The organism is Anaerofustis sp. (genome assembly GCF_019420015.1).
GTDB lineage: Bacteria > Bacillota > Clostridia > Eubacteriales > Anaerofustaceae > Anaerofustis.
Map to the genome: position 1 here is coordinate 36,485 of NZ_JAHZIA010000034.1, position 24,741 is coordinate 61,225.

Genomic DNA, 24,741 nt, shown 5'->3' on the forward strand with positions numbered 1-24,741 from the left:
TTATAATGTTAGTCGGGTGATTATATGAAAAATAAGAATGAATACGTATCATCCTTAATCCTTGCGGGAGGATTGGGGACGAGAATGAAATCCGACAAGCCAAAAATTCTCCATGAAATTTGCGGAGAAAGTCTGCTTAAGCACGTTATATTAAACGTTGAAGAATCAGGCATAGAAGATATTGGGGTAGTTGTTGGGTATAAAGCCGATACAGTAAAAGAAATGACAGGGGATAAGTACAGCTATTATCTTCAAGAAGAACAGCTGGGAACAGGACATGCCGTAATGATGGCAAGAAAATTTTTAGAAGGTAAAACAGGAAAAGTCGTTGTTCTTTGCGGAGATGCTCCTCTTATAAATAAAGATATCATAAATGATTTTATAGATTATTCAAATGATAACAATTTGGATTTATGCGTTCTTACGGCGTTGCTTGATGATGCAAAGAGTTATGGAAGAATAGTAAGGAAATCGGGAAGGCTCGAGAGAATAGTAGAGTTGAAGGATGCAAATAAGGAAGAGGCTGAGATAAAAGAAGTAAACTCGGGAAGTTATATATTTGATATACAAAAGCTTCTTAAGCATCTTGACGATCTTTCTACCGACAATGCTCAAAAAGAATATTATATTACGGATATGATAGAGATATTCAAAAATAACGGATATAACGTCGATGCGTATGCAACAAAGGACGGAAGTATCGTTGAGGCTGCAAACAATCGATATGAGCTTTCAAGATGTGAAGAATTATTCAGAGAAAAAATAAACAAAGAGCTTATGTTGGAAGGGGTAAGTATAATAGACCCAAAATCCACATACATAGACAGAGATGTAAAAATAGGTATTGATACTGTTATTTATCCGAACACCATAATAAAAAAGGGAAGTATAATCGGTAAAGGAAATGTTATATATTCTTCAAGGATTGAAAACAGTACTATCGGAGATAACAATAAGATTGACAATTGTGTTATAGTTGATGCAAAAGTAAGTAATGAAAATCAGATAGGTCCTTATGTTCACTTAAGACCTAATGCTAATATAAAGAACAATACTAGACTCGGGAATTTTGTGGAAGTTAAAAATTCATCTATAGGAAACGGTACTAAAGTAAGTCATCTTACTTATGTGGGAGACGGTGACATTGGTGAAAATACCAACGTGGGTTGCGGTGTTGTATTTGTTAATTATGACGGCAAAAACAAGTATAGAACAAAAGTTGGGAATAATTGTTTTGTCGGTTGTAATGTAAACTTGGTTGCACCGATTAATATTGAAGATAACGTATACATTGCGGCAGGCTCAACATTGACAGAGGATGTTGAGAAAGACGCGCTTGCTATAGCAAGAAGCAGGCAAACGGTAAAAAAAGGATATAAAAAATAATAAAAAGTTATATTATGCAATTTAAAAATATATAAAATTTTGATATAATAAGTTTATAAATAGTTTAATACTATTTTAAATAAAAATTTAATATGGGGAGTAGATCATGATAGAATCTTTTTCAGACATTTGTTTACTTGCAGGTAATTCAAATAAGGCGTTAGCACAAGAGATAGCAGACAATTTAGCATTACCTCTATGTTCGGCAAAAATAGGTAAATTCTCTGACGGTGAGATTAATGTAACCATTAATGAACCGGTAAGAGGAAAGGATATTTTTGTAATTCAATCCGTATGTGCACCTGTTAATGACAACTTAATGGAGTTATTGATAATAATAGATGCACTTAAGAGAGCTTCGGCGGGAAGGATTAATGTTGTTATGCCGTATTACGGTTATGCAAGACAAGATAGAAAGGAAAAGGGAAGAGTTCCGATTACTGCCAGATTGGTTGCGGATATGCTTACCACTGCGGGAGCGGACAGAGTTATTTCTATAGACCTACATGCAGACCAAATTCAAGGCTTCTTTAATATTCCTTTTGACAGACTTATAGGAAGTCCTATTATTGCGGATTACATTATTGCTCAGAATGAATCAATGGAAAATATTGTTGTTGTTTCACCTGATGCGGGAAGTGTAAAGCGTTCGAGAAAATTGGCAGAATATTTAAATGTGCCTTTGGCCATTATAGATAAGAGAAGACCTAAAGATAACGTTGCGGAAGTTATGAACGTTATCGGAGAAGTAAAAGGCAAAAAAATCATTATGATAGATGATATGATTGATACAGGCGGCACTATAGTAGGTGCGGCAAATGCTTTGGAACAACTTGGCGCAAGTAAAATTATTTGTGCATGTACACACCCTGTATTATCGGGACCTGCGGTAGAAAGAATTCAAAATTCCGCTATTGATAAATTAATAGCGACAAATACCATCCCATTAACAGCTGATAAGAAAATTGACAAGATTACCGTGTTGTCAGTAGCTCCTTTACTTGCTAAAGCAGTTAAGATGATACATAACGGAAAATCTATAAGTTCAATTTTTTCATAAAAATTTAAATATTGAAAGGAAATTAAAATTATGGATTTAAAACAAATCGCTAATAATGTCAGAGTTGGCATTATTACAGAAGTAGCCGCTGCACAAAGTGGACATCCAGGCGGATCTTTATCGAGTGCGGACATCGTTACATATCTTTATTTTGAAGCAATGAATATAAATAAGGATAATCTTGACGATCCAAACAGAGATAAATTTATTTTGAGTAAAGGACATGCATCACCTGTTTTATATGCTGCCCTTGCTGAAAAAGGAATCATTGAAAGAGAAGAACTTAAAACTTTCAGAAAAATCAACACAAGACTTCAAGGACATCCAGCTATTAACAAGTGTCCTGGCGTTGACATGACAGCAGGTTCTTTGGGACTTGGTTTCCCTGTTGCTGTTGGTCTTGCTCTTGGAAACAAACTTGACGGAAAAGATTCTACAGTTTACTGCTTATGCGGTGACGGAGAAATCCAAGAAGGTTCAATTTGGGAAGCTGCTATGGCTGCAAGCCACTACAAATTGGATAACTTAATTTTATATGTAGATAACAACAATCTACAAATTGACGGACCTATAACAGAAGTTATGTCTCCATATCCAATCGACGAAAAATTCGCTGCATTTGGATTTAACGTAATAAACGTAGAAGACGGACATGACTTTGAACAACTTAGAGAGGCAAACGAAAAAGCTAAAGCTTGTAAGGGTAAACCTAGCGTTATTGTTTGTAAAACAGTAAAAGGAAAAGGTGTTTCGTTCATGGAAAACCAAGTTGGTTGGCATGGAAAAGCTCCTAGTGAAGAACAAGCTAAAGAAGCTATTGAAGAATTAGGAGGTTGGAAATAATGAGTAAAATTGCTACAAGAGAATCTTACGGAAACGCTGTAACAGAACTTGGTAAAGATAATCCTAATATTGTTGTACTTGATGCCGATTTGGCAGGTGCTACAAAATCAGGCGTATTTAAAAAAGCTTTCCCTGAAAGACATTTTAATGCAGGTATCGCTGAAACAGATATGGTTTGTTTAGCTGCAGGTTTATCACTAGCAGGAAAAATCCCATTCGTTTCTACATTCGCTGTATTCGGTACAGGTAGAGCATATGATGCTGTGAGAAATGCAGTATGTTATCCAAAATTAAATGTTAAACTTGCTTTAACTCATGCCGGTTTAACAGTAGGTGAAGACGGTGCAACTCACCAAATGTTAGAAGATATCGCTTTAATGAACGCTCTTCCAAACATGACTGTTATTGTTCCTGCTGATGATACAGAAGCAAAACAAGTTGTTAAAGCTGCTGTTGATATCGATGGTCCTGTATTCATGAGATTTGCAAGAGCTGCTACACCTGTAGTATTTGGCGATGACTATAAATTTGAAATCGGTAAAGCGGCTACAATTAAAGAAGGTCGTGATGTTACATTAATCGCTTGCGGTATCATGGTTCAAAAAGCATTGGAAGCTGCTGATGAACTTGCTAAAGAAGGAATTAATGCAAAAGTAATCAACATGTCAACAATCAAACCTCTTGATAAAGAGGCTGTAATCAAAGCTGCTAAAGAAACAGGTGCTATCGTAACATGTGAAGAACACTCTATCTACGGTGGTCTTGGAAGCGTTGTTTCACAAGCATTAAGCAGTGAATGTCCTGTTCCTATGGAATATGTTGCAGTAAAAGATACATTCGGTGAAAGTGGTACACCTGATGCTTTACTTGCAAAATATCACATCGATACTCCTGATATAATCGAAGCTGCAAAAAAAGCTGTTGGGAGAAAATAGATGAATAAAAAACGAATTGCTAAAGCAACTATAATAACGACTGTTATAGTTTTGGCACTGGCATTCGTTATAGAAAAAGTAGGGTTCGGTTTTTTTACCGACCCTACCAAATTAAAGGCGTTCATTTTAAGTTTTGGCGCATGGGCACCTTTTGTTTTTTTTAGTTTGCAATTTTTACAGGTTATTATGGCCTTTATTCCGGGTAATGTACTCGGAGTTGTGGGTGGAGGATTATTTGGTCATTTAAACAGTTTCTTGCTTAATTCAAGCGCTATATATTTGGGAAGTATAGTTATGTTTATGCTTGGTAAACATTTTAGCGAAAGAGTAGCGCTTAAGTTTGTAAAAAAAGAAACTTATGATCATTATTTGGATATAGTGTCCGGTAAAAAAGGTAAACTGACTTTATTTATTGCATTTTTATTACCATTTTTCCCTGATGATGCTCTGTGTTTAATTGCGGGAAGCAGTAATTTGACATATAAAGAATTTCTTCTTTTTTTATTTCTCGGAAGAACTCCCGGTATTGTTTATCCTTCTTTTTTGGGAGCGGGAATAATAGGCCGGGATTATAAATTGTTATTTGCAATAAGTTTGGTTTATGGTATTATATTATTTGTGATATATCTATTTAGAAATAAAATTATAAAAGATGATGCAAAAGATGAGTAAGGAGTTAAATATGCAACCATATTATATTTTCGTAACAGGTGGAGTGGTTTCATCACTTGGCAAAGGAATAACCGCAGCGAGTTTGGGTAGATTATTAAAGGCAAGAGGGGTCAATGTATTTATTCAGAAATTGGATCCTTATTTGAATTTTGACCCAGGCACAATGTCACCATTCCAACACGGTGAAGTTTTTGTGACCGAGGACGGTGCGGAAACAGACCTTGACCTTGGACATTATGAAAGATTTATAGATATTAATTGTTCAAACAAGAGTAATATTACCACGGGTAAGATATATTGGTCTATTATTTCAAAAGAAAGAAAGGGAGATTTCCTTGGCGGAACAGTTCAGGTAATCCCTCATATTACGAATGAAATAAAAGACTTTATAAAAGCCGCAGGCGAAGAATCTGGTGCAGATGTTGTTATAAGTGAAATCGGCGGTACGGTAGGGGATATCGAAAGTCAGCCTTTCCTTGAAGCTATAAGACAGATGAAAAGCGATTGCCCGGGTAGGGTTTTATACATACATGTAACACTTCTTCCTTATCTTGGAAAAGCAATGGAGCTTAAAACAAAACCGACTCAGCATTCGGTTAAGGAACTTAGAAGTATAGGTATTCAACCGAACATCATAGTACCAAGAAGTGAGCTCCCTGTAAGCGACTCTATAAAAGAAAAAATAGCTTTGTTCTGCGATGTTCCTAAAGAAGCTGTAATTCCTAATTATGATGCTGAAACTTTATATGAAGTGCCTATGTCTCTTGAAGACGAAGGGCTTGCGGACTATGTTATCAAATGCTTGAATTTACCTGCAAAAGAACTCGATTTAACAGAATGGGAAGAAGTTGTGGGAAAAGTAAAAGCAATGAACAAGAAAGTTAAAATTGCCCTTGTCGGTAAATATGTAAGCTTGAGAGATGCATATCTTTCTGTTGCGGAAGCTTTGTATCACGGTGGAATAGAAAACGGAACAGAAGTAGAAATAGATTGGATAGATTCGGAAGAAATCAACGAATCAAATGTAAACAATATCCTTGGTGATGCAAATGGCATTATTGTTCCGGGAGGATTCGGAACAAGAGGCGTAAAAGGTAAGATGCTTGCTTGTAAATATGCAAGAGAAAATAAAGTTCCTTTCCTTGGACTTTGTCTTGGAATGCAGGTAGCCGTTATTGAATTTGCAAGAAACGTTCTTGGAATAGCAGATGCTACAAGTTCAGAATTTGACGAGAACACAAAAAATCCTGTGATAGACTTGATGCCGGAACAAAAAGATGTTGATAAAAAAGGCGGAACTATGAGACTTGGATCTTATCCTTGTGATTTAAAGGAAGGTACAAAAGCTTACGAAGCATATAAAGAAAAACATATATCTGAAAGACATCGTCACAGATATGAAGTAAACAATGATTATAAAGACAGACTGGAAGAAGCGGGAATGATAATATCGGGAGAATCTCCAAGTAGACTTCTTGTTGAAATGGTAGAAATAAAAGATCATCCTTGGTATGTTGCGACGCAGGCTCATCCGGAATTTAAAAGTAGACCTAACAGACCTCATCCTTTATTTAGAGAATTCGTTAAACATGCACTTGAAAATAGTGAACAATAATAAAAAAGACTGTTTATTGTATATAGACAGTCTTTTTCTTTTAAAATTAAATGTTAAATTTTATTAATATTCCTTTATCTTTTCTATTACTTTTTGTGTAAATTCTTTTGTTCCCATATTTCCGCCCAAATCTTTTGTTAAGAATTTACCTTCTCTTATTATATCTTCAATGGCTTTTTCTATTTTTTTTGCTTCATCGTCATAGCCTATGTACTTAAGCATTTTTGCTCCCGCAAGAATACATGCGGTAGGATTTGCGATATTTTTGCCTGCTATGTCAGGGGCAGAGCCGTGAACTGCTTCAAAAATTGCTCCTTCTTCACCTATGTTTGAACCTGTTGTAAGTCCGAGTCCTCCTATTAATCCCGCACATAAATCGCTTACTATATCGCCGAATAAATTTGTCGATAACAATATATCGTATTTTTCAGGATACATAACCAGATTCATGCAAGCCGCGTCTATTATCAGATCCTCAAGCTCTATTTCAGGGTAGTTTTTATGTACTTCCTTAACAGCGTCTAAAAATACTCTGTCTGTCAATTTGCAGATGTTTGCTTTATGAAGAGCTGTGACTTTTTTTCTCCCTTCTCTTCTTGCAAGTTCAAATGCGTATTTTGCTATTCTTTCGCTTGCTTTTTTTGTTATGAGTCTTGTTGTTTCTGCTCCGCCTTCAATTTCCTTTTCTATTCCGGCGTAAAGACCTTCTGTATTTTCTCTTATTATTACAAGATCGATGTTTTCGTATTTGTTTTTAATTCCTTCAAAAGAGTTTACCGGTCTTACATTTGCATAAAGGTTCAGTTCTTTTCTTAAAGTTACATTTACGCTTCGAAATCCCTTTCCGACCGGAGTGGTAACAGGGCCTTTTAATGCAACTTTATTCTTTTTGATACTGTCTATTACCCTCTTTGGTAAAGGCTCTGAAAATTGTTCGACTGCCTCGAGTCCTGCAATTTCTTCTTCAAAGTTTATTTCTGCTCCAGTTGCTTTTATTACTTCAACGGCACTCGTCATTACTTCTTTTCCTATGCCGTCACCATATATCAATGTTACGTTTTTCATTTGCTACTCCTTTTTATAAGACTGTATTTAATTATACTTTACTTTAAGAAATTTAACAATACCATGATTTCTAAATTTTCGAAATATTGGGTAAACTTTTGTTTATTAAAATGTTATATAATTGACTTTAGTAATGTTTGTATAGTAAAATGATAAAAGGTGATTAAGTTTTATATTATATTTATGCTAAAGATAATATATAAAATTTAAAGATAGTTTGTTTTATAAAAATTTTCAGAGGAGAGATTTATGGATTACAAGTTGCTTATTACAGATTTGGACGGAACGATGCTTAACAGTAACAGTGAGATAAGTAAAAAAAATTTGGATGCCGTGCACGAGCTTCAAAGAAGAGGTAAATTTATCAGTGTCGGAAGCGGAAGACTCTATGTGGATGCAATAAAATATGCAAGACAGCTTGGATGTCAGAATAACTACAATATCGCAAACGGAGGACTTACCATATTCAGAGAGGGTGAAGAAGAGTATGTTGCGCACTTTGAAGAAGGCTACTATAAGCGTATAGTCGATATATTGAGATATAATAATATTCCTTTTGTTGTCATGACCAGTGATTATGAAGGTTCTTTTTTTGATAAATCCAGTGAGGAGTTTGTACGAAGATGTCGTGAAATCAATCAAGGAACTTTGATTGATTTTATTGAAACTGATGTGCGAGAATTAAAAAATGTTTATAAAGTAAGCTCTTCTTACAGGAATGTTGACGATATATTCTTGCACAGAGAACTTGAACGCCTTCACAAGGAAATAAGAGCTGATATTGCGGGAGAATACTTTATCGATTTATCCCCGAGAGGTATTTCAAAATGGACGGGTGCAATAAGGCTTGCGGAAGAGATGGGTATTTCCACCAAGGAGATTATTGCGGTTGGGGATCAGGAAAATGATATGCAGATTGTGGCAAATGTAGGGCTTGGTATAGCAATGAAAAATGCGGTAGACAGGCTTAAGAATGTTGCCGATGTTGTTCTTCCTTTCACTAATGATGAAAACGGGGTTGCGTATTTGATAGAAAAATATATGCTTTGACAGTAAATATTTGTGATATAAAAAAATAATGTTTAAGGAGTTGTGACATGAAGTATAAGCTTTTGGTTATGGATGTTGACAATACTCTTTTACGTACGGATAAGAGCGTGTCTGAAAAAAATATAGAAGCCATAAAAAAATGCAGAGATAAGGGTGTTATGGTTTCTCTTGCAAGCGGAAGACCTGCGCTGGATGTACTTCATTATGCCGAAATGATAGGAATAGGAGACAACTATCATGTGTCGGATAATGGGGCAGGTATTTTTAAAGGCAGAAAGAGAAAGATTATAAAAAAATTCAATGAAAATTTTTATTTGGATTTGGTAGATAAATTAAGGTCACATAATATTGAATGCGGTGTTTTTTCCGGGGATGATTCGGACTTTGTGTATGAACAGGGAAGTGAGACGATAGCGAAGGGCATTGATATTTATTTTCCGGTTACAAAATCAAGAGTTGGTGATATAAAACAAATAAAGAACGTATATAAAATAAGCAGTTATTTTAAAAACGATGAAGAGTTTGCTTTTGTAAAAAGCTTGGAAAAAGAAAATGAAATGAGCGGCGTTATTCCGGATCCGAATTTCTTCGATATGATGCCTTATAATGTCACTAAAATTGTCGGTACGGAAGAAATCGCAAAAGAACTGGGCATAAGTATGGATGAGGTTATTGTAATGGGAGATCAAGATAACGATTTTACCAATATTAAAGGTGCCGGACTTGGGATTGCTGTTGCCAATGCAACGGATGAAATAAAGGATATAGCGGATGTTGTATTGGAACAAAGCTGTGATGATGATTCTGTTATGTACGTAATAAATAAATATATATTGGGTGAATAAATTGAAATATGAACTATTGATAACTGATTTGGATGATACATTATTGAAAGATGACGGAAGCATATCGGATAAAAATAGACTTGCACTCCGTAAACTCATTGAAAGAGGCGGAAAGGTTGCTCTTGCCAGTGGTAGGGCAGAGCCTACAATGGAAGAGGTCATTAAGATGGTGGGGCTTATGGATCAAAAACATCTCGCCCACAACGGACTTAGCGTCTTTAATCTTGACGGATACAGAAAAGTGTATAACTTTATACCAAAAGACGAAGTAAAAAGACTTCTTGATTTGCTTAAACAGAATAATATAGAATCAAATGTTCTGAGTCTTTCCGGTATATACCATAATCACAGTTATAGGCTTGTGGATGTTATGGATAAATACGAGCATGGTTATCCTGTGATTGATACTGACTATACTCCTTATGATATAAAAGATATTTTTTTAATGTACGGACTTATAAACAATGAAGAACAAAGGAAGCTGATGCGTTCTTGGGGTAATGATATTATCGAAACAGGAGAGGGCAACGGATTTGTTATATTTTTTGTAAGAGGAGAGGGGAAATTCCAAGGAGCTAAAAGGTTGGCAGCAGAATTGGGAATTGATGAGAAGAAGATAGTGTGCGTCGGAGACGGAGGAAACGATCTGCAGATGCTTCGGGATGCACCGCTGGGGATTGCGGTAAAGAATGCGGTCGAAGAAGCTAAAGAAGCCGCAAAGATTGTTATAGACAAAACCAATGAAGAAGATGCAATCAGTTATGTTATCGATAAATATTTTTTTGGAGATGAAAGATTATGATAAAGTTATTTGCTGTGGATTTGGATCATACTTTACTCAGAGACGGTAATATTATTTCTGAAGAAGATAAAAAAGCTATAAAAGATTTGGAATCAACGGGAGTTAAGATTGTTTTGGACTCCGGGCGAAGCGAACCTACAATGAAAGATATGATATATGAATTGGGGCTTGAAAAATATAAACATGTGGGGGTTAACGGTGCTCTTATCATGGATTATACCGGTAAAAACAAGTTTGTAAAAGCAATCGACAGAGATATCTATGTTGATTTGATAGAAAGGTTAAGAAGAGAAAACAGAGAGTTCTTTTGTTATTGTGACGGAGGACTTATGTATGAACACGTTGATAAGTTAAGACCACAGGTAGAATATTTTCACTCTAGCAAGGCTTTGATTAAAGGTAATGTAATGACAATACCTGAATGTCCGAGAGTTAACACTTATTACGGTGATGAAGAGGAACTTAAATATGTAAGAAGTATTTGTCCTGACGGTTTATATTCTACTGCAAACAGCGGTATACTGGATTATATGCCTTTGGGGCTCAATAAATTTTCAGGACTTGAACCTATACTGGAGGATTACGGTATATCGAAGGATGAAGTTGCTTGTATAGGAGATCAGGAAAGCGATATTGAGATGTTTAAAAATTGCGGTATGTCTTTTGCCGTAAGTAATTGTGATGATTTTGCAAGGGAAGCTTGTGATATAGTTCTTCCAAGAAGTCACAATGAAAACGGGGTTGCTTATGCAATATACAAGTATATATTAAAAGACGAAAAAAAATTATCGCAAATATAGTGATAAATTATATTAAATCAGTTATAATAGCCATAGCTTAAATTGCTGTGGCTATTATTATGGAGGAAACAATGATAAAACTATTCGCGGTAGATATGGATGATACGTTTTTGGATAAAAACGATCATATGTCAAAAGAAAATGTGCAGGCTGTAAGAGATCTTGTGGATGCAGGTATAAAAGTGGTTATTAATTCGGGAAGAACTGAAGTTTTAATGAGAGAACATATTCATGATTTAGGACTTGAAGACGTAAAACATGTAGCTGTTAACGGTGCGTTAATTTTGGATGTAAAAGGTAAAAATGAACTTATTTCTTATTTTGACAAGAATACATATGATGATTTTATAAAAATTTTAAGAAATGAAAACAGAGGATTCTTTTGTTTTCATGAAAACGGAATAATGTATGAGAATGCTGACGAGAAGCTGATTAATCATATAAAAAGATTTCATACTTTGAAAATGGCTAGCGAAGGAGATACTCTTACTCTTGACAGATGCTGTAGGGTTGCTGTTGTGAGAAATAATGAAGAGGATGTTCCTTATCTTAGATCTCTTGCTTCAGAAGGTGTTTATACCACTGCAAGACCTTTTGGCTCTTGTGTGAGTTATATGCCGGATGGACTTAACAAAGCAAACGGACTTAAGGTTATTATGGACGAATATGGGATAAAAGAAGATGAAGTCGCAAGTATAGGAGATCAGGAAGTGGATACTTATATGTTTGACATTTCGAAGTATGGATTTGCCGTAAAGAACAGTGATGACGAAACAAAGAAAAGAGCAAATATAATTTTGCCGAGAACAAATAATGAAAATGCTTTTGCTTATGCGGTGTATAAGTATATACTTAAAGATGATGAAAAACTAAACAGAGTTTAATATAAATCGGTTTAGTCTTTTCGAATATTTAAAGTTTTGCATTTCCTATTGATTGTAAATTAACCATTATAATACAAATTAAGAAAAACTATCCGATTAGGATAGTTTTTTATTTATATGAATTTATAATATTATATACCTTGTTTGTATAAAATAAATGAATACACCGTTGGTATAAGAACCATAAGTATTATTGATGAAGTAAGTACAAAAGAATTTAATTTAAAAAATGTAAATACAATTTGCATTATACCGCATAACATAAATACATATCCCGCCAGTCTGTGGGTTTTATTCCAATTTTCTTCGCTGTTTAAGGTCCATGGAAGTTTTATACCGACTGTATAGTTCTGTTTGCATTTGGGGAGGTAGTTTCCTATTATGATAAATACAAGTCCCACAAGGGAAAGAACATATAATCCCGTATCTACTTGTTTATAGAGTGAGGATAATATAGATATAAAGCTAAACAATACGGTAAGTATAGGCACTAGCCATTTGCTTATGGTAAATATGACTTTGGAAGAATTTTTTCTTTTTGGGTCGTTGTTCAAAAATACATTTAAAAATATATTCAAAAGCGCATATGCAAAAGGCATTACATAAACAAATATTTGTTTTGATACAAATCCGTCGGCACTCCCGTTGGCACCGAAATGCACGGGCAATTCATTTGGTAATTTATCGTATATGAATAAACATAATATTGTGGGTATAAAACAACATAGTGTTGAAATTATAATTTCTTTGTTTATTTTATTTTTCATTTTCTTCTCCTTTAAATTGTGATAACCAAAGCATTAGTTCTTCAAATATTGAAGTGTTTATATCATAATATATATAGTTTTTATACTTTGTTTCAAAAATCAAATCCGCTTTTTTTAACTTTGACAGATGATAAGACACCGTTGCCGTCGTCATATCGAATCTGCTTGCTATATCTCCCGCAGACATTCTTCCGCTTTTCAGCATAAGTAAAATGTCTCTTCTTACCGGATCGGACAGTGCTTTTAGAGTGTTTCCGAAGCTCATTTTTTTCTCCTTTATCTATTTAGAAATATTTCTAAATAGATAATATATCTTCTTATTATAAAAGTCAAGAACTATTTAGAATATTTTCTAAATAGTTCTTTTGTATCTGTTTTTATTACTCAGTTGATTTTTTTTCGTTATTATTTATTTTAAGAGTGTATTTTTTTAGTATTTTTTCAACGTTTTTCATGTTCAACTGATTAACTGTTTTGATTGCTTTGGGCGGAATTGAAAAATCGCCTATTTCCAGACAATACCATGCGGTGTCGTACCAATGGTTATCTTTGAATCCGCTTTTTTTGAAATATCCTATTTCTTCAAATCCTAGTTTTTTATGAAAAACGTTGCTGTAAAGTGTTTTATGTATTGTTATGCATGCGTATAATATTTGAAAGTTTTGCATTTTTAATATATCGATTAATGCAAGATAAAGATTTCTTCCTATATGTGCATTTTTGAATTCTTTTTTTATGTATATAGAAAGTTCAGCCGTATAAGCATAGGCTTCTCTGCCTTTGTATTCGCTTGCGTATGCATATCCTATTATTTCATTGTTATATTCACATACCAAATAAGGATATTTTTTTTGTATGTTTGTTATTCTTTTTTCAAATTCACTTATGCTTGGGGCAGTATATTCGAAAGTAATAGGTGTATTTAATATATATGGAGTATATATATTTAAAATACTTGGGACATCATTCTTATTTGCAAATCTAATGTTTATTTTGTTCATTATAATTTTACCTCTGTTAAATATGTTTATATACTTTATAATAAAAATGTGTTATTATATGTAATGATTATTTTATGTTACTAATTGATTTTAGTCAATATAAGAACAGTTTCTGATTTTATTTTTGGAGAGATTGCATGATAGAAGGTTTTGATAGTGAGCAGGCAATGAGTTTTTTTGACAATAACAAAGACTTTTATAATGAGCTTCTCGTTCTTTATTATAATGATATATTAAAGAGAAAAAAAGAATTAAATAAAAGTATGGTGACAAAAGATGTTAAGTCTTTTGTTTTGCATATACATTCAATAAAAAGCTCATCGGAAACTGTTGGAATGAATTATTTATATAAAAAGTCAAAAAAACTTGAGATGCTTGTGCAAAGTGAAAATTTTGAAAGTATCGCCAAAGACTTTGATTTATTTATGTTGTATATTGATAAAATGCTTAATAACCTAAAGATATATTTGATGAATTATGATTTGATTTAATATTGCAATTGTAAGGAGGGGAATATATCATGGATATTATAATCTGTGATGATAGTGAAATTTCTATTAAAAAATATACGTTTTTAATTGAAAAAATAATAAAGAAACATGATTTAGATTTTAATTTAAAATCATTTAATAGCGGAAATGATTTATTGATGTATATTGAGGATGATAATTGTATCGATATATTACTGCTTGATATAGTTATGCCCGAAATGAATGGATTGGAAATTGCAAGAAAAATAAGAAATAAGAATGAAGATGTTAAAATAATATTTTTGACTGCTCTTGAAGATAAAATGATAGATGCTTTTGATGTTAATGCATATCATTATATAATCAAGGATAGTATGCAGCCTGAAAAATTTGAAGATATAATTCTAAATGCTGTGAAAAAAGTACATAGAGAAAATTTTGAAAAGATTACTTTTTCATTTAGAAATAAAAAGCATGTTGTTGCCTTGGAAGATATCATTTATTTTGAAGTGTATAATCATAATATTTCTATATTTTGCAGAAATGATAAATTCGAAATATACGATACGCTTGAAAATATTGAAAATAAATTTAAAGATAAAGGTTTTGTCAGAATTCACAAGTCTTATGTAGTTTCAAAGCGTTACATAGAAAAAATATCTTCTGTTTCCGTAAAGCTTTCTACCGGAGATACTCTGCCTGTGGGCAGAACGTATTACCGGAAATTTAAAGAAAGCGGATACTGAAAATAAAAAGATTACAATTTATGTAATCTTTTTTTATTTTGGTGATATAGGTTGTATAGACTGATTATCAGGTCTGTTATAAATACTATACCAAGTATAAACACTGTATATACTATCGAACGGTCTGTCATGTTTTTATAAACTATATCAAGTAGAATGGGATGAAATATATTTATAAGAAAGACGCTGCATATACCAAAGACCGTGAAGCCGAGTAAGCATACCCTTCCGTTTAAATTAAACAAGTTATTTGAATAGTCCCAATATTTTTTATTAAATAATTTTTCAAGTATAACTGAAGATAGGTATTCCAGAGAGCATGCAAATAGTCCGGAGAGAAAAAATAAAGGCAGAGTATCGAGATGCAGGTTATAAAATATCAGTATAATAGTAATTGATCCCAAGCTGTAAATGGGTCTTATTGGACCATATAAAAACCCTCTGCTTTTTATGGGTACTTTATTTATCAGATTTATAGTAGATTCGTATATATATCCGATAAAACCATAAATAAACATAAATAATATCAAAAGATAAAAGTTCATAGATTTCCTTTTTATTTTTATTTTTTGTGGTTTATAAGAATTTAATACATTAAAAGTTAAACAAAATAATATTTTTTCTCATATTATAATGATGAAAGATTTTTAATATAATAGGAGGGAAAGTATGGTTGATGTTTATATATCGCCTTCCGTTCAGCATTTTAATTTGGGTGTAAACGGATATGGGAGTGAAGAAGAAAGAATGAATGAGATTGCCGACATAGTTGAATATGAATTAAACAGGCATGGGTTGGTTACTGATAGGAATTCTCCGAATATGACTTTGGCTCAAGTTGTGGAAGATTCAAACAGTGTTAATCCTAGAGTTCATGTTGCTATTCATTCAAATGCTGCCAACGGTGAGGCAAGAGGGGCCGAGATTTATACTCATAGGTTTGGTGGAGAAGGCGAAAAATTGGCAAGGGATATTTATCCTTATCTTGAAGCGTTAACTTCAACCGATGACCTTGGAGTAAAAGAGGGGAGACTTTCTTTTGGAGGAAAGGGAATGTACGAACTTCGAAAAACAGTAGCGCCTGCGGTTTTAATGGAAGTAGGATTTCACGATAATCCCGAAGACAGTGATTTTATAATAAATAATATTTATGAATACGGAAGAGACATTTCCAAAGGTATTCTTGACTATTTCGGTATACCCTACAATGAAGACAGTGGAGAGAATATAGAATATTTAAAGAATAAATATAATGGCAAATATTATGAATAAAAAACGATCATTCTTTTTATACTAAAATAAAAAAGGATTGATGTATATGGATAATAGTATAAGATTATTGGAGTTTATTTTTAAAAATGCCAAAATGGGCTCAACTACGATTGAAGATTTGATTGATATTAATGAGGATCTTAAGTTTAGAGAAGAGCTGATTCATGAAAAAGAAACATACGATGATTTTATAAAAAAAGCAAATAAACTGATGAAGAAAATGGGTAAAGAGGTTAAAGACTTATCTTATTTTAATGAACTTCAAAGTTATATTATGATAAAAATGGAAACATTAAAAGATAAGTCTTGCGAACATATTGCAGGAATGCTTATGCAGGGAAGTACAATGGGAATTGTACAAATAACAAAAAAGCTAAGAGAGTATAAAGACAGTGACAGAGAAGTTGTAAAATTGGCAAAAAGACTTCTTGAAATAGAAGAAGAGAATTTTTTTGAGTTAAAAAAATATCTCTAATTTTTTAAAGCACCGAATTTTCGGTGCTTTTTCATATTTAGTTGTTTGTTGCATATATTAAAATGATGAGAGGAAAAAGAAATTTTAAAAGAAAAAGAAAATTAAATATAAATTTGTTTTGGGTCATTTTAAATATAGTTTTTTTATTTATAGTTATAGGAGAATACGGGTTTGACATTAAAAATATTTTTTATCTTTTTAACAGTAAATTTATTGTTTCGGAAAACAACTCACAGTTAACAAAATATAAGGGTGACAAGTCCGGCTTTATAAAACCCGTAGAAGGAACAATAACAAGTGAATACTCTTACAGAATACATCCTATAACAGGGAAAAAAACAAAGCATAACGGGCTTGATATAGGTGCGAAATGGCATGATAAAATAAAAGCCACGTCTGACGGGGTTGTGGTTGAAACAGGTACTGATAAGGGCGGGTATGGCAATTACATAAAAATCAAACACAAATATGATATATATTCTTTTTATGCTCATTTATCAAAGGTAAAAGTGAGAAAAGGACAAAAGGTAAAGCAAGGAGAATGGATAGGAAATGAAGGAGGAGATCCTATCAGAGATAAAAATCCGGGCTCGTCAACGGGGCATCACCTTCATTTTGAAATAAGGACTTCTTCGGATGTAGCGGACTGTGTTAATCCTTTAATCTTTGTCGATTACGAATGATTGTATAAGTATTTTTTGTTTTGTTATAAAAATTAAAAACATAAAAAAGAAGCTTTTTAAGCTTCTTTTTTATTCAACACTTTTTAAAGATTCTACCATATTGATTTTTTTAAGTGTTTTTTTCAGGAAGATATTTACAATAAATGCAAATATGATGGTAAATATAATCCCATATATATAACTGGATAATTCTATCCCTCCGTAGAATTGTACAAAATCAACCGATACAGTATCTATTAGGTATTTATGGAAATATTTTCCTATTACACATCCTAGGATTATTCCGAGTATATTTAAAATGATATTTTCTCTTACTATATAGAAGTTTACTTCGTTATTATAAAATCCCAATACTTTTATGGTTGCAATTTCTCTTGTTCTCTCGCTTACGTTTATATTGTCCAGATTAAACATTACAACAAAAGCGAGCATTCCCGCAGCGATTATAATTACTACTATTACAAAATCCATACTGTCAAGTTGGTTCGCAAAGTTATCGGCGATTCTCTGGTTGAAATTAATACTGTTAATGTTATCGTTTTTCAATAGTTTTTCGCTTATATTGTTATAAGTTTTTTCGTTATTATGATTTAATCTTGATAATATTAAATTTGGTTTTAAATCTTCTCCCGTTATGCTTTCATAATAATCTTCACTTAGGAATATATAATGGTAAACGTAATTGTTGACAATTGCCGTTACAGGAACAGAGTACTCTTTATCGTTCATGTCTTTGATTTTTATGATATCCCCTTTTTTTATTCCTGCAATTTCGCTTAGTCTGCTTGTTATCAGTACACCGTTTTTAGGAAGTGACAACTTGTCTTCGTTATTATAATCGCTAAAGTGTATGTAGTTATTAACTGCTGATTTATCTATCGGTACCATTAGGGATAAAGAATAATCTTTCTTTTTTGTAACCAGATTATAATTATCACTGAAAAATAATTTGCTTTCTTTGACTTCCGGATCAGCATTTATTTCTTTTTTGATGCTTTTTATTTTACTTTCTGATAAATCACTTTTCAGCGATGTTTCCATATTGTAGTTCCATATATTGTTGTATTGTAAATTTACTATACTGGAAATTGAATATCTTATGCCGAAAGCAGCAATTAAAAGTCCGCAGCAGGCACCTATGCCAACTACACTCATAATCAATCTCTTTTTGTATCTAATTAGATTTCTTATTGTGATTTTCCATTTAAAACTTATTTTATTCCAAATAGTAGGTACTTTTTCAAGAAAAGTTTTTTTCCCGCTTTTCATTACCTTAGGTCGGAGTAAATTTGCCGTTACTTCCCTTAGGTCTGTATTACATGCAAAATATGCACTCAGTACGGTACAAAGGACTCCTATAAATAACGAAAGAAGTATATAGCTCGGATATATAACATTTATTAAATCTGGCGTTTTGTATAGTATTCTGTAAGCTTCGTATATAATTGTAGGCACAAAGGTAAATCCTATGATTAAACCTATGATGCTGCCGATAAAACTTGCAAGAAAAGCATATAATATAAATTTGATGCTTATCTGCCACTTATTGAAACCCAAAGCTTTAAGTATACCAAGTTCCGTTCTTTTTTCTTCCACCATTCTCGTCATGGTCGTCAAGCATACCAATGCGGCAACCAAAAAGAATATAAGAGGGAAGACTTTTGCCAAGGACGTTATTTTTTTTGAATTTTGAGCATAACTGAAATAACTTTCGTTTGATGTTCTGTCAAGGGTATACCATTTTACTTTTTCTAAATCTGCTACTTCCTGCTTGGCTTTTTTTATTTCCTTTTGTGCTTTTTCAAATTCTGTGTCGGCTTTATTTTTATTTTTGTTGTAAGAATTATAGCCCTCGTCTATCTCTGTTTCAGCCGAGTGTATCTTTTCTTCTGCGTTTTTAAACTCTTGTTTTGCTTTTTTTCTTGAAAGATTTAATTCTTTATCTGCTTCTTTTATTTGTGATATATAATATTGTAATTCGTTTTCTGAGTTTTTTAATGTGTTTTCGCTTATCTTAATTTTTTTGCCTGCTTCATCCAGTTCTTTTTGTTTGTTTTCTATTACGTCTTTTAGCTGTAATTTTTCTTCTTCACTCAAACTGTTTAGAAAATTGTTAAAGTCTTTTTTGCCCTTGTCAAGTTCTTGTTTTGCTTTGTTTAGTTCTGCTTTTGATTTTTCTAGTTTTTCATTGTTTTTTTTGATTTCGTTTTTTGCGTTATCTAAATTTATTTGTGCTTTATTAAACTCTTCTTTGGCGGTTTGTTTTTTATTATTGAGAGTCAGTTTATTGTTTTTGAGTTCTTCTTTTCCGTTGTTAAGAGCTGTTTTTGCTTTGTTTAACTTTTGATATGTATCTTTTTTGTTTTTTTCTAATTTATTTTCTGCTTTTTTTATTTTTTTGTTTGCTTTATTTTTTTCTTCTTTAAGTCTTTCTTCTGCTCTTTTGTTCGTTGTGGTTTTAATATGTTCTTTATAATCGTTTATGGTATCTTCATATTTTTCGTCGAAACAATTTAAATTAGCGGTGTTGTTTAGAGTGATATATAAATTGGTATATACATCACTGTCAAAGGCATCTTCTTTAAGAATGATAAACGTATCGATTTTTCCGCTGCCTAAAGTAGAAGTACCGTAATCGTCATCGGTTATATAATTTGCCCAATTTGCACTTCCTACGATTTTTAATTTTTTTGATTTTATTTTTATACTGTCGTAGCCTTCAACCGTGAATGTATCTCCGATTTTATATTTATTAAATTTAAGATAATTTTCCGATACTATGCATTCATCATTCTTTTTTGGTTCTCTGCCTTGGATGAGTTCATATTGCATTATATTTTGATCTTTTTTTTCTGGCATTCCGTAAGCTTTTGCAACTGTTTGTTTTTCATTTAAGTCAAGTAGCAAGTCGGTCGTGTATGCCGGAAATATATCTTTTGTGAATTTATCGGACTTTATGGCTTCGATGTCTTTGTTGTTAAATCCGTATGTGGATACAAAATTTATATCATATAGATTTGTGTCTTCAAAATATTTATTTGCAGTATATTCCATTTGAGGACCTATTACTCTAAGCCCGACAAAAAAACACACTCCGAGTAGAGTAATAAGCAAAATTGATATGAATCTGTTTTTTGTAAGTTTGATTTCTCTGAATAAATCTTTTATTAATGTCTTCATATATAACCTCATTTAGACGTATTGATGTGCTAGAAGATAATTGCGCTACCATTCTATTTCGCTCACGTCTTTTACATTGTCGTTAATAATTATATCTTCTATTTCTCCGTTTTTTACTTTTATAATTTTGTCAGCCATATCCATTAATGCCAGATTATGAGTTACGACAACAACGGGTATATTGTTTTTAAAGCAGATATCCTGAAGTAATTTTAATATTGCTTTTCCTGTTTTGTAATCAAGAGCTCCGGTAGGTTCGTCGCATAAGAGAAGTTTTGGATTTTTTGCAAGTGCTCTTGCAATGGAAACTCTTTGTTGTTCTCCTCCTGAAAGTTGAGAGGGAAAATTATCTTTTCTGTGATAAAGCCCAACATCTTTAAGTGCCTTTTGTGCAGAAATGGAAGACTTTGATATTTCTGTTGCCAATTCAATATTTTCTTTGGCTGTAAGATTTTGTACAAGATTGTAAAATTGGAATACAAATCCAACATCGTATCTACGATAAGAAGTTAGTTCTTTTTCCTTTAATTTGCTTATATCTTTTCCTGCGACCGTTATACTGCCTTTAGTTACACTGTCCATTCCTCCGAGCAGATTTAAAAGGGTGGTTTTCCCTGCGCCGCTTTGACCCACTATTATTGTAAACTTACCTTTTTCTATTTCAAAACTTACGTTATTTAATGCTTTTGTGGCATTTTCTTTGGTTCCGTATATTTTGCTGACGTTTTTTAAAATGATATTTTCAGACATATGTGTACCTGCCTTTTATTTAAATTAAATAAAATTCCTTGATTAAAATGAAGATTTAATATATAAAACCTTTTCATTTTTATAATCATATTATACTACAAACTCACTTTTTTAACATTACTTTATTTCATAAGTAGAAAATATTTATCCCCTATGATATACTGAATAATATATAAATTACAGAGGTTAGATATGAGAGAAATAAATACAAATGTAATTAAAAAAGCTGTTAAGGAGCTTATATTGGATGCTAATGTAAATTTGGGGTCTGATATAAAAGGGTCTCTTTTGGATAAAGAAAAGACTGAAGAATCTGAAATAGGTAGGGGACTTTTAAAAGTAATAAATGAGAATATTCAGATTGCAAGTGATGAGAACTGTCCTATTTGCCAGGATACGGGAATGTGCCTGGTATTTTTGGAAGTGGGGCAGGACGTATTTTTCACTGGCAAATATATATATGATGAAATTAATGAAGCCATAAAAGAAGCTTATGAAGAGGGGTATTTTAGAAAGAGTGTTGTAGACTGTCCTTTAAGAAGAAATAATACAAAGGATAATACTCCCGGAATAATATATTATAAAGTTGTGGAAGGGGATAAAGTCAGAATAAAAGTTATGCCTAAAGGGTTTGGGAGTGAAAATTGTGGAGCCACTAAAATGTTGAAACCTGCCGATGGATATGAAGGCGTTTTGAATTTTATATTGAATACGGTTGAAAATGCAGGAAGTAAGCCATGTCCTCCAATGATTGTCGGTGTAGGCATAGGAGGAACGATGGAGAAGGCGGCTTTAATGGCGAAGGAAGCATTGCTTTTGGATATAAATCATAAAAATAAAGATCCTTTTTATGAAAAAATGGAAGATGAATTATTAAGAAAGATAAATTGTCTCGGTATCGGTCCGGGAGGGCTTGGAGGAACATCCACTGCTCTTGGGGTTAATATCATTACTTACCCTACGCATATAGCCGGACTTCCCGTAAGTGTAAATATAGGATGTCATGTTTCAAGACATAAAGAAACGGAGATTTGATTATGGAGAGAACAGTTAAACTACCTTTATCACAAGAGGATATTTTAAATATAAATGCCGGGGATAAATTGTATATAACCGGAACAATATATACGGCAAGAGATGCTGCTCACAAAGAAATGATAGAAACCATATCAGAAGGAAAAGAGCTGCCTTTTGATATAGAAGGGGCATGTATATATTATGCCGGACCATGTCCCGAAAAGCCAGGTGAGGTCATAGGTTCTTGCGGTCCTACTACTTCGGCAAGAATGGATAAATATACTCCGGCTTTGCTCGAAAGAGGATTAAAGCTTATTATAGGAAAAGGAGAGAGGGACGATAACGTAGAGGCGAGTCTTGTTAAAAATAAGGCATTGTATCTTGCTGCCGTAGGAGGATGTGGTGCGGTAATAAAAAAATGTATAAAAAAGGCTGAGGTTATAGCTTATCCTGATTTATTGTCAGAAGCCGTAAGAAAGTTGTATGTTGAGGACTTTCCCGTTATAGTAGCGATAGATGCTAAAGGCAATAATTTATATAAAAGCGAGAAAGAAAAATATAAAAGACCGTTTTAAAACGGTCTTTTATATTTTTTAGTAGTAGTATTCTGACAAATTTTATATTATTTATGTCCTTAAATTTTTACAAATATTTTTAATATCAGTATTTTTGTAGTAAAATTATATATATTAAACGACATAGGAGATTCAATATGAACAGAATAAAAGATAAAAAAGAATTAATGACAATTGTGGGTATAGTATTTTCTGTTTTGGTTTTTCCTTATTCGTGGATTCCTCTTATTATATTTTTGTATTTTTATAGGAGAAATGCCGAAAGTGATTTGTATACAAAAAACAGGTATAGTTTAATACTGTGTATTTTAATCGTTGTTTGTTTTGTAATAAATATTTTTACTGTGTTAAATAAAAAAATTGAATCTATAAATATTTCTTCTTCGGTTACTTTTATGGATATGAACACAAATGCTGATATAAATGTACGTATTCGTCCAAGTAATGCGAAGGATGAAAGGGTTTTATTTGTATCTTCAAATAATGATGTAGCGCAAATAATAAAAGATGGAGAAAATTTTAAAATTTGCTCATTTAAAGAAGGTAGGGCTACTTTACAGCTCAAATCAAAAAACGGAGATGTAGAAAGTAATAAAATAAATATCAGGGTAATAGACAAAAAGGCAGAAGAAAAAAAGAAGAGAGCACAAAAACAGGCGAAAGATAAAAAGAATGTAAAATATGTATATATTTCCAAAACGGGAAGCAAATATCACTCTAAGAAAAGTTGTTCAAATATGAAGTCTGCAAATAAAGTGACATTGAATGAAGCAAAAAGTAAGGGGTTGACGCCTTGTAAAAGGTGTTATTAATTTATATATATTTTACTTTTTAAATGATATATAGTATGTTTGTAATTTTTATAAAATTTATTAAATAAGGAGTCGTTTATGCAGTATCACAATATAGAGCCCGTATTTGACAAAAGTTCCAAAATATTGATATTGGGTTCGTTCCCTTCTGTGAAATCCAGAGAAGCAAAGTTTTTTTATCATCATCCTCAAAACAGGTTTTGGAAGCTGATAAGTATACTCACGAATACAAAGCTTCCTGTTGACATACCATCAAAGAAGAATATGCTTTTAAATAATCACATTGCAGTTTGGGATGTGATTAAATCTTGTGATATTGAAGGTTCGAGTGACAGTTCAATAAAGAATGTTAAGGTAAATGATTTAAGCATTATTTTAAACAATTCAAATGTAGAAAAAATTTTTTTAAACGGAGGAACTGCTTTTAACCTTTATAAAAGATACAATAATGATATGAAAACCGAATATTTTAAGCTTCCTTCTACCAGTCCGGCAAATGCTAGATATTCTTTGGATATGCTTGTAAAAGAGTGGGAAATAATAAAAGCTTATATTTGATTTTATTATTTGAAATTTTTATAAACTCTGCATGAGTTTGTATTTATCAGAATAATTTTCTTTTTATTTTTTAGGGCATAATCTATTGTATATTTTGTGCCTCCGTTTTGTCGTCCGTCGTAAATCCCCAGTAATATATCGCTGTGGTCTACCATATATTTGTTTCTGTCAAGCATGCATGTATTTGTGAATTTTTCGCTTATGATTACCGGTGTTTGCGACATTTTTAAAATATTTTTATATTTCATTTTATCTTTTTCTCCCCAGGCTTTTGTCTGGGTAAGGCAGGGGATTGTAGGGATCATTTCGATTTTTTTGTTAAAAGCTTCTTTATACTTTAGGATTTCCGATGCCGCCATTAAATCTGCTCCCAGAGCCATTCCGCAAAAGAAAGTATCTACATTGTATTTTGTATGTAATAAGTGTATTACCTTTAGTGTACATTCTTTTATTCTTTTTAATTTATTTTCTTCAAAAT

28 protein-coding genes are annotated in these 24,741 nt (G+C 32.4%); 20 read left to right on the forward strand and 8 right to left on the reverse strand.

Features of this window, described 5'->3' with window-relative positions; genetic code table 11:
- The first annotated feature begins 24 nt into the window (after positions 1-24).
- The 6 genes from glmU to QZ357_RS06035 all read left to right on the forward strand — a co-directional run bounded on the left by glmU (position 25) and on the right by QZ357_RS06035 (position 6,511).
- Positions 25-1,386, forward strand: a complete 1,362-nt coding sequence (glmU, locus tag QZ357_RS06010; protein ID WP_290773152.1) for a bifunctional UDP-N-acetylglucosamine diphosphorylase/glucosamine-1-phosphate N-acetyltransferase GlmU — start codon at positions 25-27, stop codon at positions 1,384-1,386.
- A gap of 106 nt (positions 1,387-1,492) precedes the next feature.
- Positions 1,493-2,446, forward strand: a complete 954-nt coding sequence (locus QZ357_RS06015) for a ribose-phosphate pyrophosphokinase (RefSeq protein WP_290773155.1) — start codon at positions 1,493-1,495, stop codon at positions 2,444-2,446.
- A gap of 21 nt (positions 2,447-2,467) precedes the next feature.
- Positions 2,468-3,289 carry a transketolase gene (locus tag QZ357_RS06020; protein WP_290773234.1) on the forward strand — a complete coding sequence of 274 codons (822 nt, stop codon included), beginning with the start codon at positions 2,468-2,470 and terminating at the stop codon, positions 3,287-3,289.
- On the forward strand, positions 3,289-4,224 hold the full coding sequence (locus tag QZ357_RS06025; protein ID WP_290773159.1) for a transketolase family protein: 936 nt from the start codon (positions 3,289-3,291) through the stop codon (positions 4,222-4,224). Before QZ357_RS06020 ends, QZ357_RS06025 begins: the two co-directional genes overlap by 1 nt.
- Positions 4,225-4,896 (forward strand): VTT domain-containing protein, encoded by a 672-nt coding sequence (locus QZ357_RS06030; protein ID WP_290773162.1) that lies wholly within the window; start codon positions 4,225-4,227, stop codon positions 4,894-4,896.
- A gap of 10 nt (positions 4,897-4,906) precedes the next feature.
- On the forward strand, positions 4,907-6,511 hold the full coding sequence (locus QZ357_RS06035; protein ID WP_290773165.1) for a CTP synthase: 1,605 nt from the start codon (positions 4,907-4,909) through the stop codon (positions 6,509-6,511).
- 63 nt (positions 6,512-6,574) lie between these two features.
- Here the strand turns inward: QZ357_RS06035 and QZ357_RS06040 are convergent, their stop codons facing one another.
- Positions 6,575-7,576: an isocitrate/isopropylmalate family dehydrogenase gene (locus tag QZ357_RS06040; protein ID WP_290773168.1), complete on the reverse strand. Its 1,002-nt coding sequence runs from the start codon at positions 7,574-7,576 to the stop codon at positions 6,575-6,577.
- A gap of 249 nt (positions 7,577-7,825) precedes the next feature.
- On the opposite strand from QZ357_RS06040, the gene QZ357_RS06045 reads away from it, so the two are divergent.
- The 5 genes from QZ357_RS06045 to QZ357_RS06065 all read left to right on the forward strand — a co-directional run bounded on the left by QZ357_RS06045 (position 7,826) and on the right by QZ357_RS06065 (position 11,957).
- Positions 7,826-8,626 carry a Cof-type HAD-IIB family hydrolase gene (locus tag QZ357_RS06045; RefSeq protein ID WP_290773171.1) on the forward strand — a complete coding sequence of 267 codons (801 nt, stop codon included), beginning with the start codon at positions 7,826-7,828 and terminating at the stop codon, positions 8,624-8,626.
- A gap of 47 nt (positions 8,627-8,673) precedes the next feature.
- Positions 8,674-9,471, forward strand: coding sequence for a Cof-type HAD-IIB family hydrolase (locus QZ357_RS06050; protein ID WP_290773174.1), 798 nt, complete (start codon positions 8,674-8,676; stop codon positions 9,469-9,471).
- Position 9,472: 1 nt separating this feature from the next.
- A complete protein-coding gene (locus QZ357_RS06055; RefSeq protein ID WP_290773176.1) occupies positions 9,473-10,273 on the forward strand; it encodes an HAD-IIB family hydrolase in 801 nt (266 codons plus the stop codon).
- Entirely contained in the window at positions 10,270-11,073 is an 804-nt protein-coding gene (locus tag QZ357_RS06060; protein ID WP_290773179.1) for an HAD family hydrolase, read from the forward strand. The genes QZ357_RS06055 and QZ357_RS06060 overlap by 4 nt, the downstream gene beginning before the upstream one ends.
- Before the next feature lie 71 nt (positions 11,074-11,144).
- Positions 11,145-11,957 (forward strand): HAD-IIB family hydrolase, encoded by an 813-nt coding sequence (locus tag QZ357_RS06065; protein ID WP_290773182.1) that lies wholly within the window; start codon positions 11,145-11,147, stop codon positions 11,955-11,957.
- Positions 11,958-12,088: 131 nt separating this feature from the next.
- Here the strand turns inward: QZ357_RS06065 and QZ357_RS06070 are convergent, their stop codons facing one another.
- The 3 genes from QZ357_RS06070 to QZ357_RS06080 all read right to left on the reverse strand — a co-directional run bounded on the left by QZ357_RS06070 (position 12,089) and on the right by QZ357_RS06080 (position 13,725).
- Positions 12,089-12,724 (reverse strand): SdpI family protein, encoded by a 636-nt coding sequence (locus tag QZ357_RS06070; protein ID WP_290773185.1) that lies wholly within the window; start codon positions 12,722-12,724, stop codon positions 12,089-12,091.
- Positions 12,714-12,989 (reverse strand): autorepressor SdpR family transcription factor, encoded by a 276-nt coding sequence (locus QZ357_RS06075; protein WP_290773188.1) that lies wholly within the window; start codon positions 12,987-12,989, stop codon positions 12,714-12,716. The genes QZ357_RS06070 and QZ357_RS06075 overlap by 11 nt, the downstream gene beginning before the upstream one ends.
- A gap of 115 nt (positions 12,990-13,104) precedes the next feature.
- A complete protein-coding gene (locus QZ357_RS06080) occupies positions 13,105-13,725 on the reverse strand; it encodes a GNAT family N-acetyltransferase (protein WP_290773191.1) in 621 nt (206 codons plus the stop codon).
- Between the two features lie 137 nt (positions 13,726-13,862).
- Between QZ357_RS06080 and QZ357_RS06085 the strand changes: the two genes are divergently transcribed.
- Both QZ357_RS06085 and QZ357_RS06090 read left to right on the forward strand, forming a co-directional pair.
- Positions 13,863-14,216: an Hpt domain-containing protein gene (locus QZ357_RS06085; RefSeq protein ID WP_290773194.1), complete on the forward strand. Its 354-nt coding sequence runs from the start codon at positions 13,863-13,865 to the stop codon at positions 14,214-14,216.
- Positions 14,217-14,245: 29 nt separating this feature from the next.
- Positions 14,246-14,941, forward strand: a complete 696-nt coding sequence (locus QZ357_RS06090; RefSeq protein WP_290773197.1) for a LytTR family DNA-binding domain-containing protein — start codon at positions 14,246-14,248, stop codon at positions 14,939-14,941.
- A gap of 11 nt (positions 14,942-14,952) precedes the next feature.
- Here the strand turns inward: QZ357_RS06090 and QZ357_RS09825 are convergent, their stop codons facing one another.
- Positions 14,953-15,486, reverse strand: a complete 534-nt coding sequence (locus QZ357_RS09825; RefSeq protein ID WP_366934125.1) for a putative ABC transporter permease — start codon at positions 15,484-15,486, stop codon at positions 14,953-14,955.
- Between the two features lie 124 nt (positions 15,487-15,610).
- Here QZ357_RS09825 and QZ357_RS06095 point away from each other — a divergent pair, with 124 nt between their 5' ends.
- The 3 genes from QZ357_RS06095 (at position 15,611) to QZ357_RS06105 (ending at position 17,371) form a co-directional block, all read left to right on the forward strand.
- Positions 15,611-16,213: an N-acetylmuramoyl-L-alanine amidase gene (locus tag QZ357_RS06095; protein ID WP_290773200.1), complete on the forward strand. Its 603-nt coding sequence runs from the start codon at positions 15,611-15,613 to the stop codon at positions 16,211-16,213.
- Between the two features lie 46 nt (positions 16,214-16,259).
- Positions 16,260-16,688, forward strand: coding sequence for a hypothetical protein (locus QZ357_RS06100; protein WP_290773203.1), 429 nt, complete (start codon positions 16,260-16,262; stop codon positions 16,686-16,688).
- Between the two features lie 62 nt (positions 16,689-16,750).
- Positions 16,751-17,371 (forward strand): M23 family metallopeptidase, encoded by a 621-nt coding sequence (locus tag QZ357_RS06105; protein WP_290773207.1) that lies wholly within the window; start codon positions 16,751-16,753, stop codon positions 17,369-17,371.
- 69 nt (positions 17,372-17,440) lie between these two features.
- Here the strand turns inward: QZ357_RS06105 and QZ357_RS06110 are convergent, their stop codons facing one another.
- Positions 17,441-20,551, reverse strand: coding sequence for an FtsX-like permease family protein (locus tag QZ357_RS06110; protein ID WP_290773210.1), 3,111 nt, complete (start codon positions 20,549-20,551; stop codon positions 17,441-17,443).
- Positions 20,552-20,596: 45 nt separating this feature from the next.
- Positions 20,597-21,301, reverse strand: coding sequence for an ABC transporter ATP-binding protein (locus QZ357_RS06115; protein ID WP_290773217.1), 705 nt, complete (start codon positions 21,299-21,301; stop codon positions 20,597-20,599).
- A gap of 192 nt (positions 21,302-21,493) precedes the next feature.
- On the opposite strand from QZ357_RS06115, the gene QZ357_RS06120 reads away from it, so the two are divergent.
- From QZ357_RS06120 to QZ357_RS06135, 4 genes are all read left to right on the forward strand, one after another.
- Positions 21,494-22,336: a fumarate hydratase gene (locus tag QZ357_RS06120; RefSeq protein WP_290773219.1), complete on the forward strand. Its 843-nt coding sequence runs from the start codon at positions 21,494-21,496 to the stop codon at positions 22,334-22,336.
- Between the two features lie 2 nt (positions 22,337-22,338).
- Positions 22,339-22,893 carry a Fe-S-containing hydro-lyase gene (locus QZ357_RS06125; RefSeq protein ID WP_290773221.1) on the forward strand — a complete coding sequence of 185 codons (555 nt, stop codon included), beginning with the start codon at positions 22,339-22,341 and terminating at the stop codon, positions 22,891-22,893.
- Between the two features lie 137 nt (positions 22,894-23,030).
- The gene (locus QZ357_RS06130; RefSeq protein ID WP_290773222.1) at positions 23,031-23,705 is read left to right on the forward strand and encodes a hypothetical protein; all 675 of its coding nucleotides are present in this window, start codon (positions 23,031-23,033) and stop codon (positions 23,703-23,705) included.
- Between the two features lie 78 nt (positions 23,706-23,783).
- Positions 23,784-24,263 carry a DNA-deoxyinosine glycosylase gene (locus QZ357_RS06135; protein WP_290773225.1) on the forward strand — a complete coding sequence of 160 codons (480 nt, stop codon included), beginning with the start codon at positions 23,784-23,786 and terminating at the stop codon, positions 24,261-24,263.
- Positions 24,264-24,268: 5 nt separating this feature from the next.
- On the opposite strand, the gene QZ357_RS06140 is transcribed toward QZ357_RS06135, so the two are convergent.
- On the reverse strand, positions 24,269-24,741 hold a 473-nt coding region (locus QZ357_RS06140), incomplete at its 5' end, for an SLOG family protein (protein WP_290773228.1).

What these genes read in the sequence shown, in the direction of transcription:
- QZ357_RS06025 (WP_290773159.1), top strand. Translation starts at nt 3,289, where the DNA reads ATGAGTAAAATTGCTACAAGAGAATCTTACGGAAACGCTGTAACAGAA.
- QZ357_RS06065 (WP_290773182.1), top strand. Translation starts at nt 11,145, where the DNA reads ATGATAAAACTATTCGCGGTAGATATGGATGATACGTTTTTGGATAAA.
- QZ357_RS06045 (WP_290773171.1), top strand. Translation starts at nt 7,826, where the DNA reads ATGGATTACAAGTTGCTTATTACAGATTTGGACGGAACGATGCTTAAC.
- QZ357_RS06015 (WP_290773155.1), top strand. Translation starts at nt 1,493, where the DNA reads ATGATAGAATCTTTTTCAGACATTTGTTTACTTGCAGGTAATTCAAAT.
- QZ357_RS06075 (WP_290773188.1), bottom strand. Translation starts at nt 12,989, where the DNA reads ATGAGCTTCGGAAACACTCTAAAAGCACTGTCCGATCCGGTAAGAAGA.
- QZ357_RS06080 (WP_290773191.1), bottom strand. Translation starts at nt 13,725, where the DNA reads ATGAACAAAATAAACATTAGATTTGCAAATAAGAATGATGTCCCAAGT.
- QZ357_RS06050 (WP_290773174.1), top strand. Translation starts at nt 8,674, where the DNA reads ATGAAGTATAAGCTTTTGGTTATGGATGTTGACAATACTCTTTTACGT.
- QZ357_RS06095 (WP_290773200.1), top strand. Translation starts at nt 15,611, where the DNA reads ATGGTTGATGTTTATATATCGCCTTCCGTTCAGCATTTTAATTTGGGT.
- QZ357_RS09825 (WP_366934125.1), bottom strand. Translation starts at nt 15,486, where the DNA reads ATGAACTTTTATCTTTTGATATTATTTATGTTTATTTATGGTTTTATC.
- glmU (WP_290773152.1), top strand. Translation starts at nt 25, where the DNA reads ATGAAAAATAAGAATGAATACGTATCATCCTTAATCCTTGCGGGAGGA.
- QZ357_RS06135 (WP_290773225.1), top strand. Translation starts at nt 23,784, where the DNA reads ATGCAGTATCACAATATAGAGCCCGTATTTGACAAAAGTTCCAAAATA.
- QZ357_RS06035 (WP_290773165.1), top strand. Translation starts at nt 4,907, where the DNA reads ATGCAACCATATTATATTTTCGTAACAGGTGGAGTGGTTTCATCACTT.
- QZ357_RS06120 (WP_290773219.1), top strand. Translation starts at nt 21,494, where the DNA reads ATGAGAGAAATAAATACAAATGTAATTAAAAAAGCTGTTAAGGAGCTT.
- QZ357_RS06105 (WP_290773207.1), top strand. Translation starts at nt 16,751, where the DNA reads ATGATGAGAGGAAAAAGAAATTTTAAAAGAAAAAGAAAATTAAATATA.
- QZ357_RS06125 (WP_290773221.1), top strand. Translation starts at nt 22,339, where the DNA reads ATGGAGAGAACAGTTAAACTACCTTTATCACAAGAGGATATTTTAAAT.
- QZ357_RS06070 (WP_290773185.1), bottom strand. Translation starts at nt 12,724, where the DNA reads ATGAAAAATAAAATAAACAAAGAAATTATAATTTCAACACTATGTTGT.
- QZ357_RS06110 (WP_290773210.1), bottom strand. Translation starts at nt 20,551, where the DNA reads ATGAAGACATTAATAAAAGATTTATTCAGAGAAATCAAACTTACAAAA.
- QZ357_RS06040 (WP_290773168.1), bottom strand. Translation starts at nt 7,576, where the DNA reads ATGAAAAACGTAACATTGATATATGGTGACGGCATAGGAAAAGAAGTA.
- QZ357_RS06090 (WP_290773197.1), top strand. Translation starts at nt 14,246, where the DNA reads ATGGATATTATAATCTGTGATGATAGTGAAATTTCTATTAAAAAATAT.
- QZ357_RS06060 (WP_290773179.1), top strand. Translation starts at nt 10,270, where the DNA reads ATGATAAAGTTATTTGCTGTGGATTTGGATCATACTTTACTCAGAGAC.
- QZ357_RS06100 (WP_290773203.1), top strand. Translation starts at nt 16,260, where the DNA reads ATGGATAATAGTATAAGATTATTGGAGTTTATTTTTAAAAATGCCAAA.
- QZ357_RS06085 (WP_290773194.1), top strand. Translation starts at nt 13,863, where the DNA reads ATGATAGAAGGTTTTGATAGTGAGCAGGCAATGAGTTTTTTTGACAAT.
- QZ357_RS06030 (WP_290773162.1), top strand. Translation starts at nt 4,225, where the DNA reads ATGAATAAAAAACGAATTGCTAAAGCAACTATAATAACGACTGTTATA.
- QZ357_RS06130 (WP_290773222.1), top strand. Translation starts at nt 23,031, where the DNA reads ATGAACAGAATAAAAGATAAAAAAGAATTAATGACAATTGTGGGTATA.
- QZ357_RS06115 (WP_290773217.1), bottom strand. Translation starts at nt 21,301, where the DNA reads ATGTCTGAAAATATCATTTTAAAAAACGTCAGCAAAATATACGGAACC.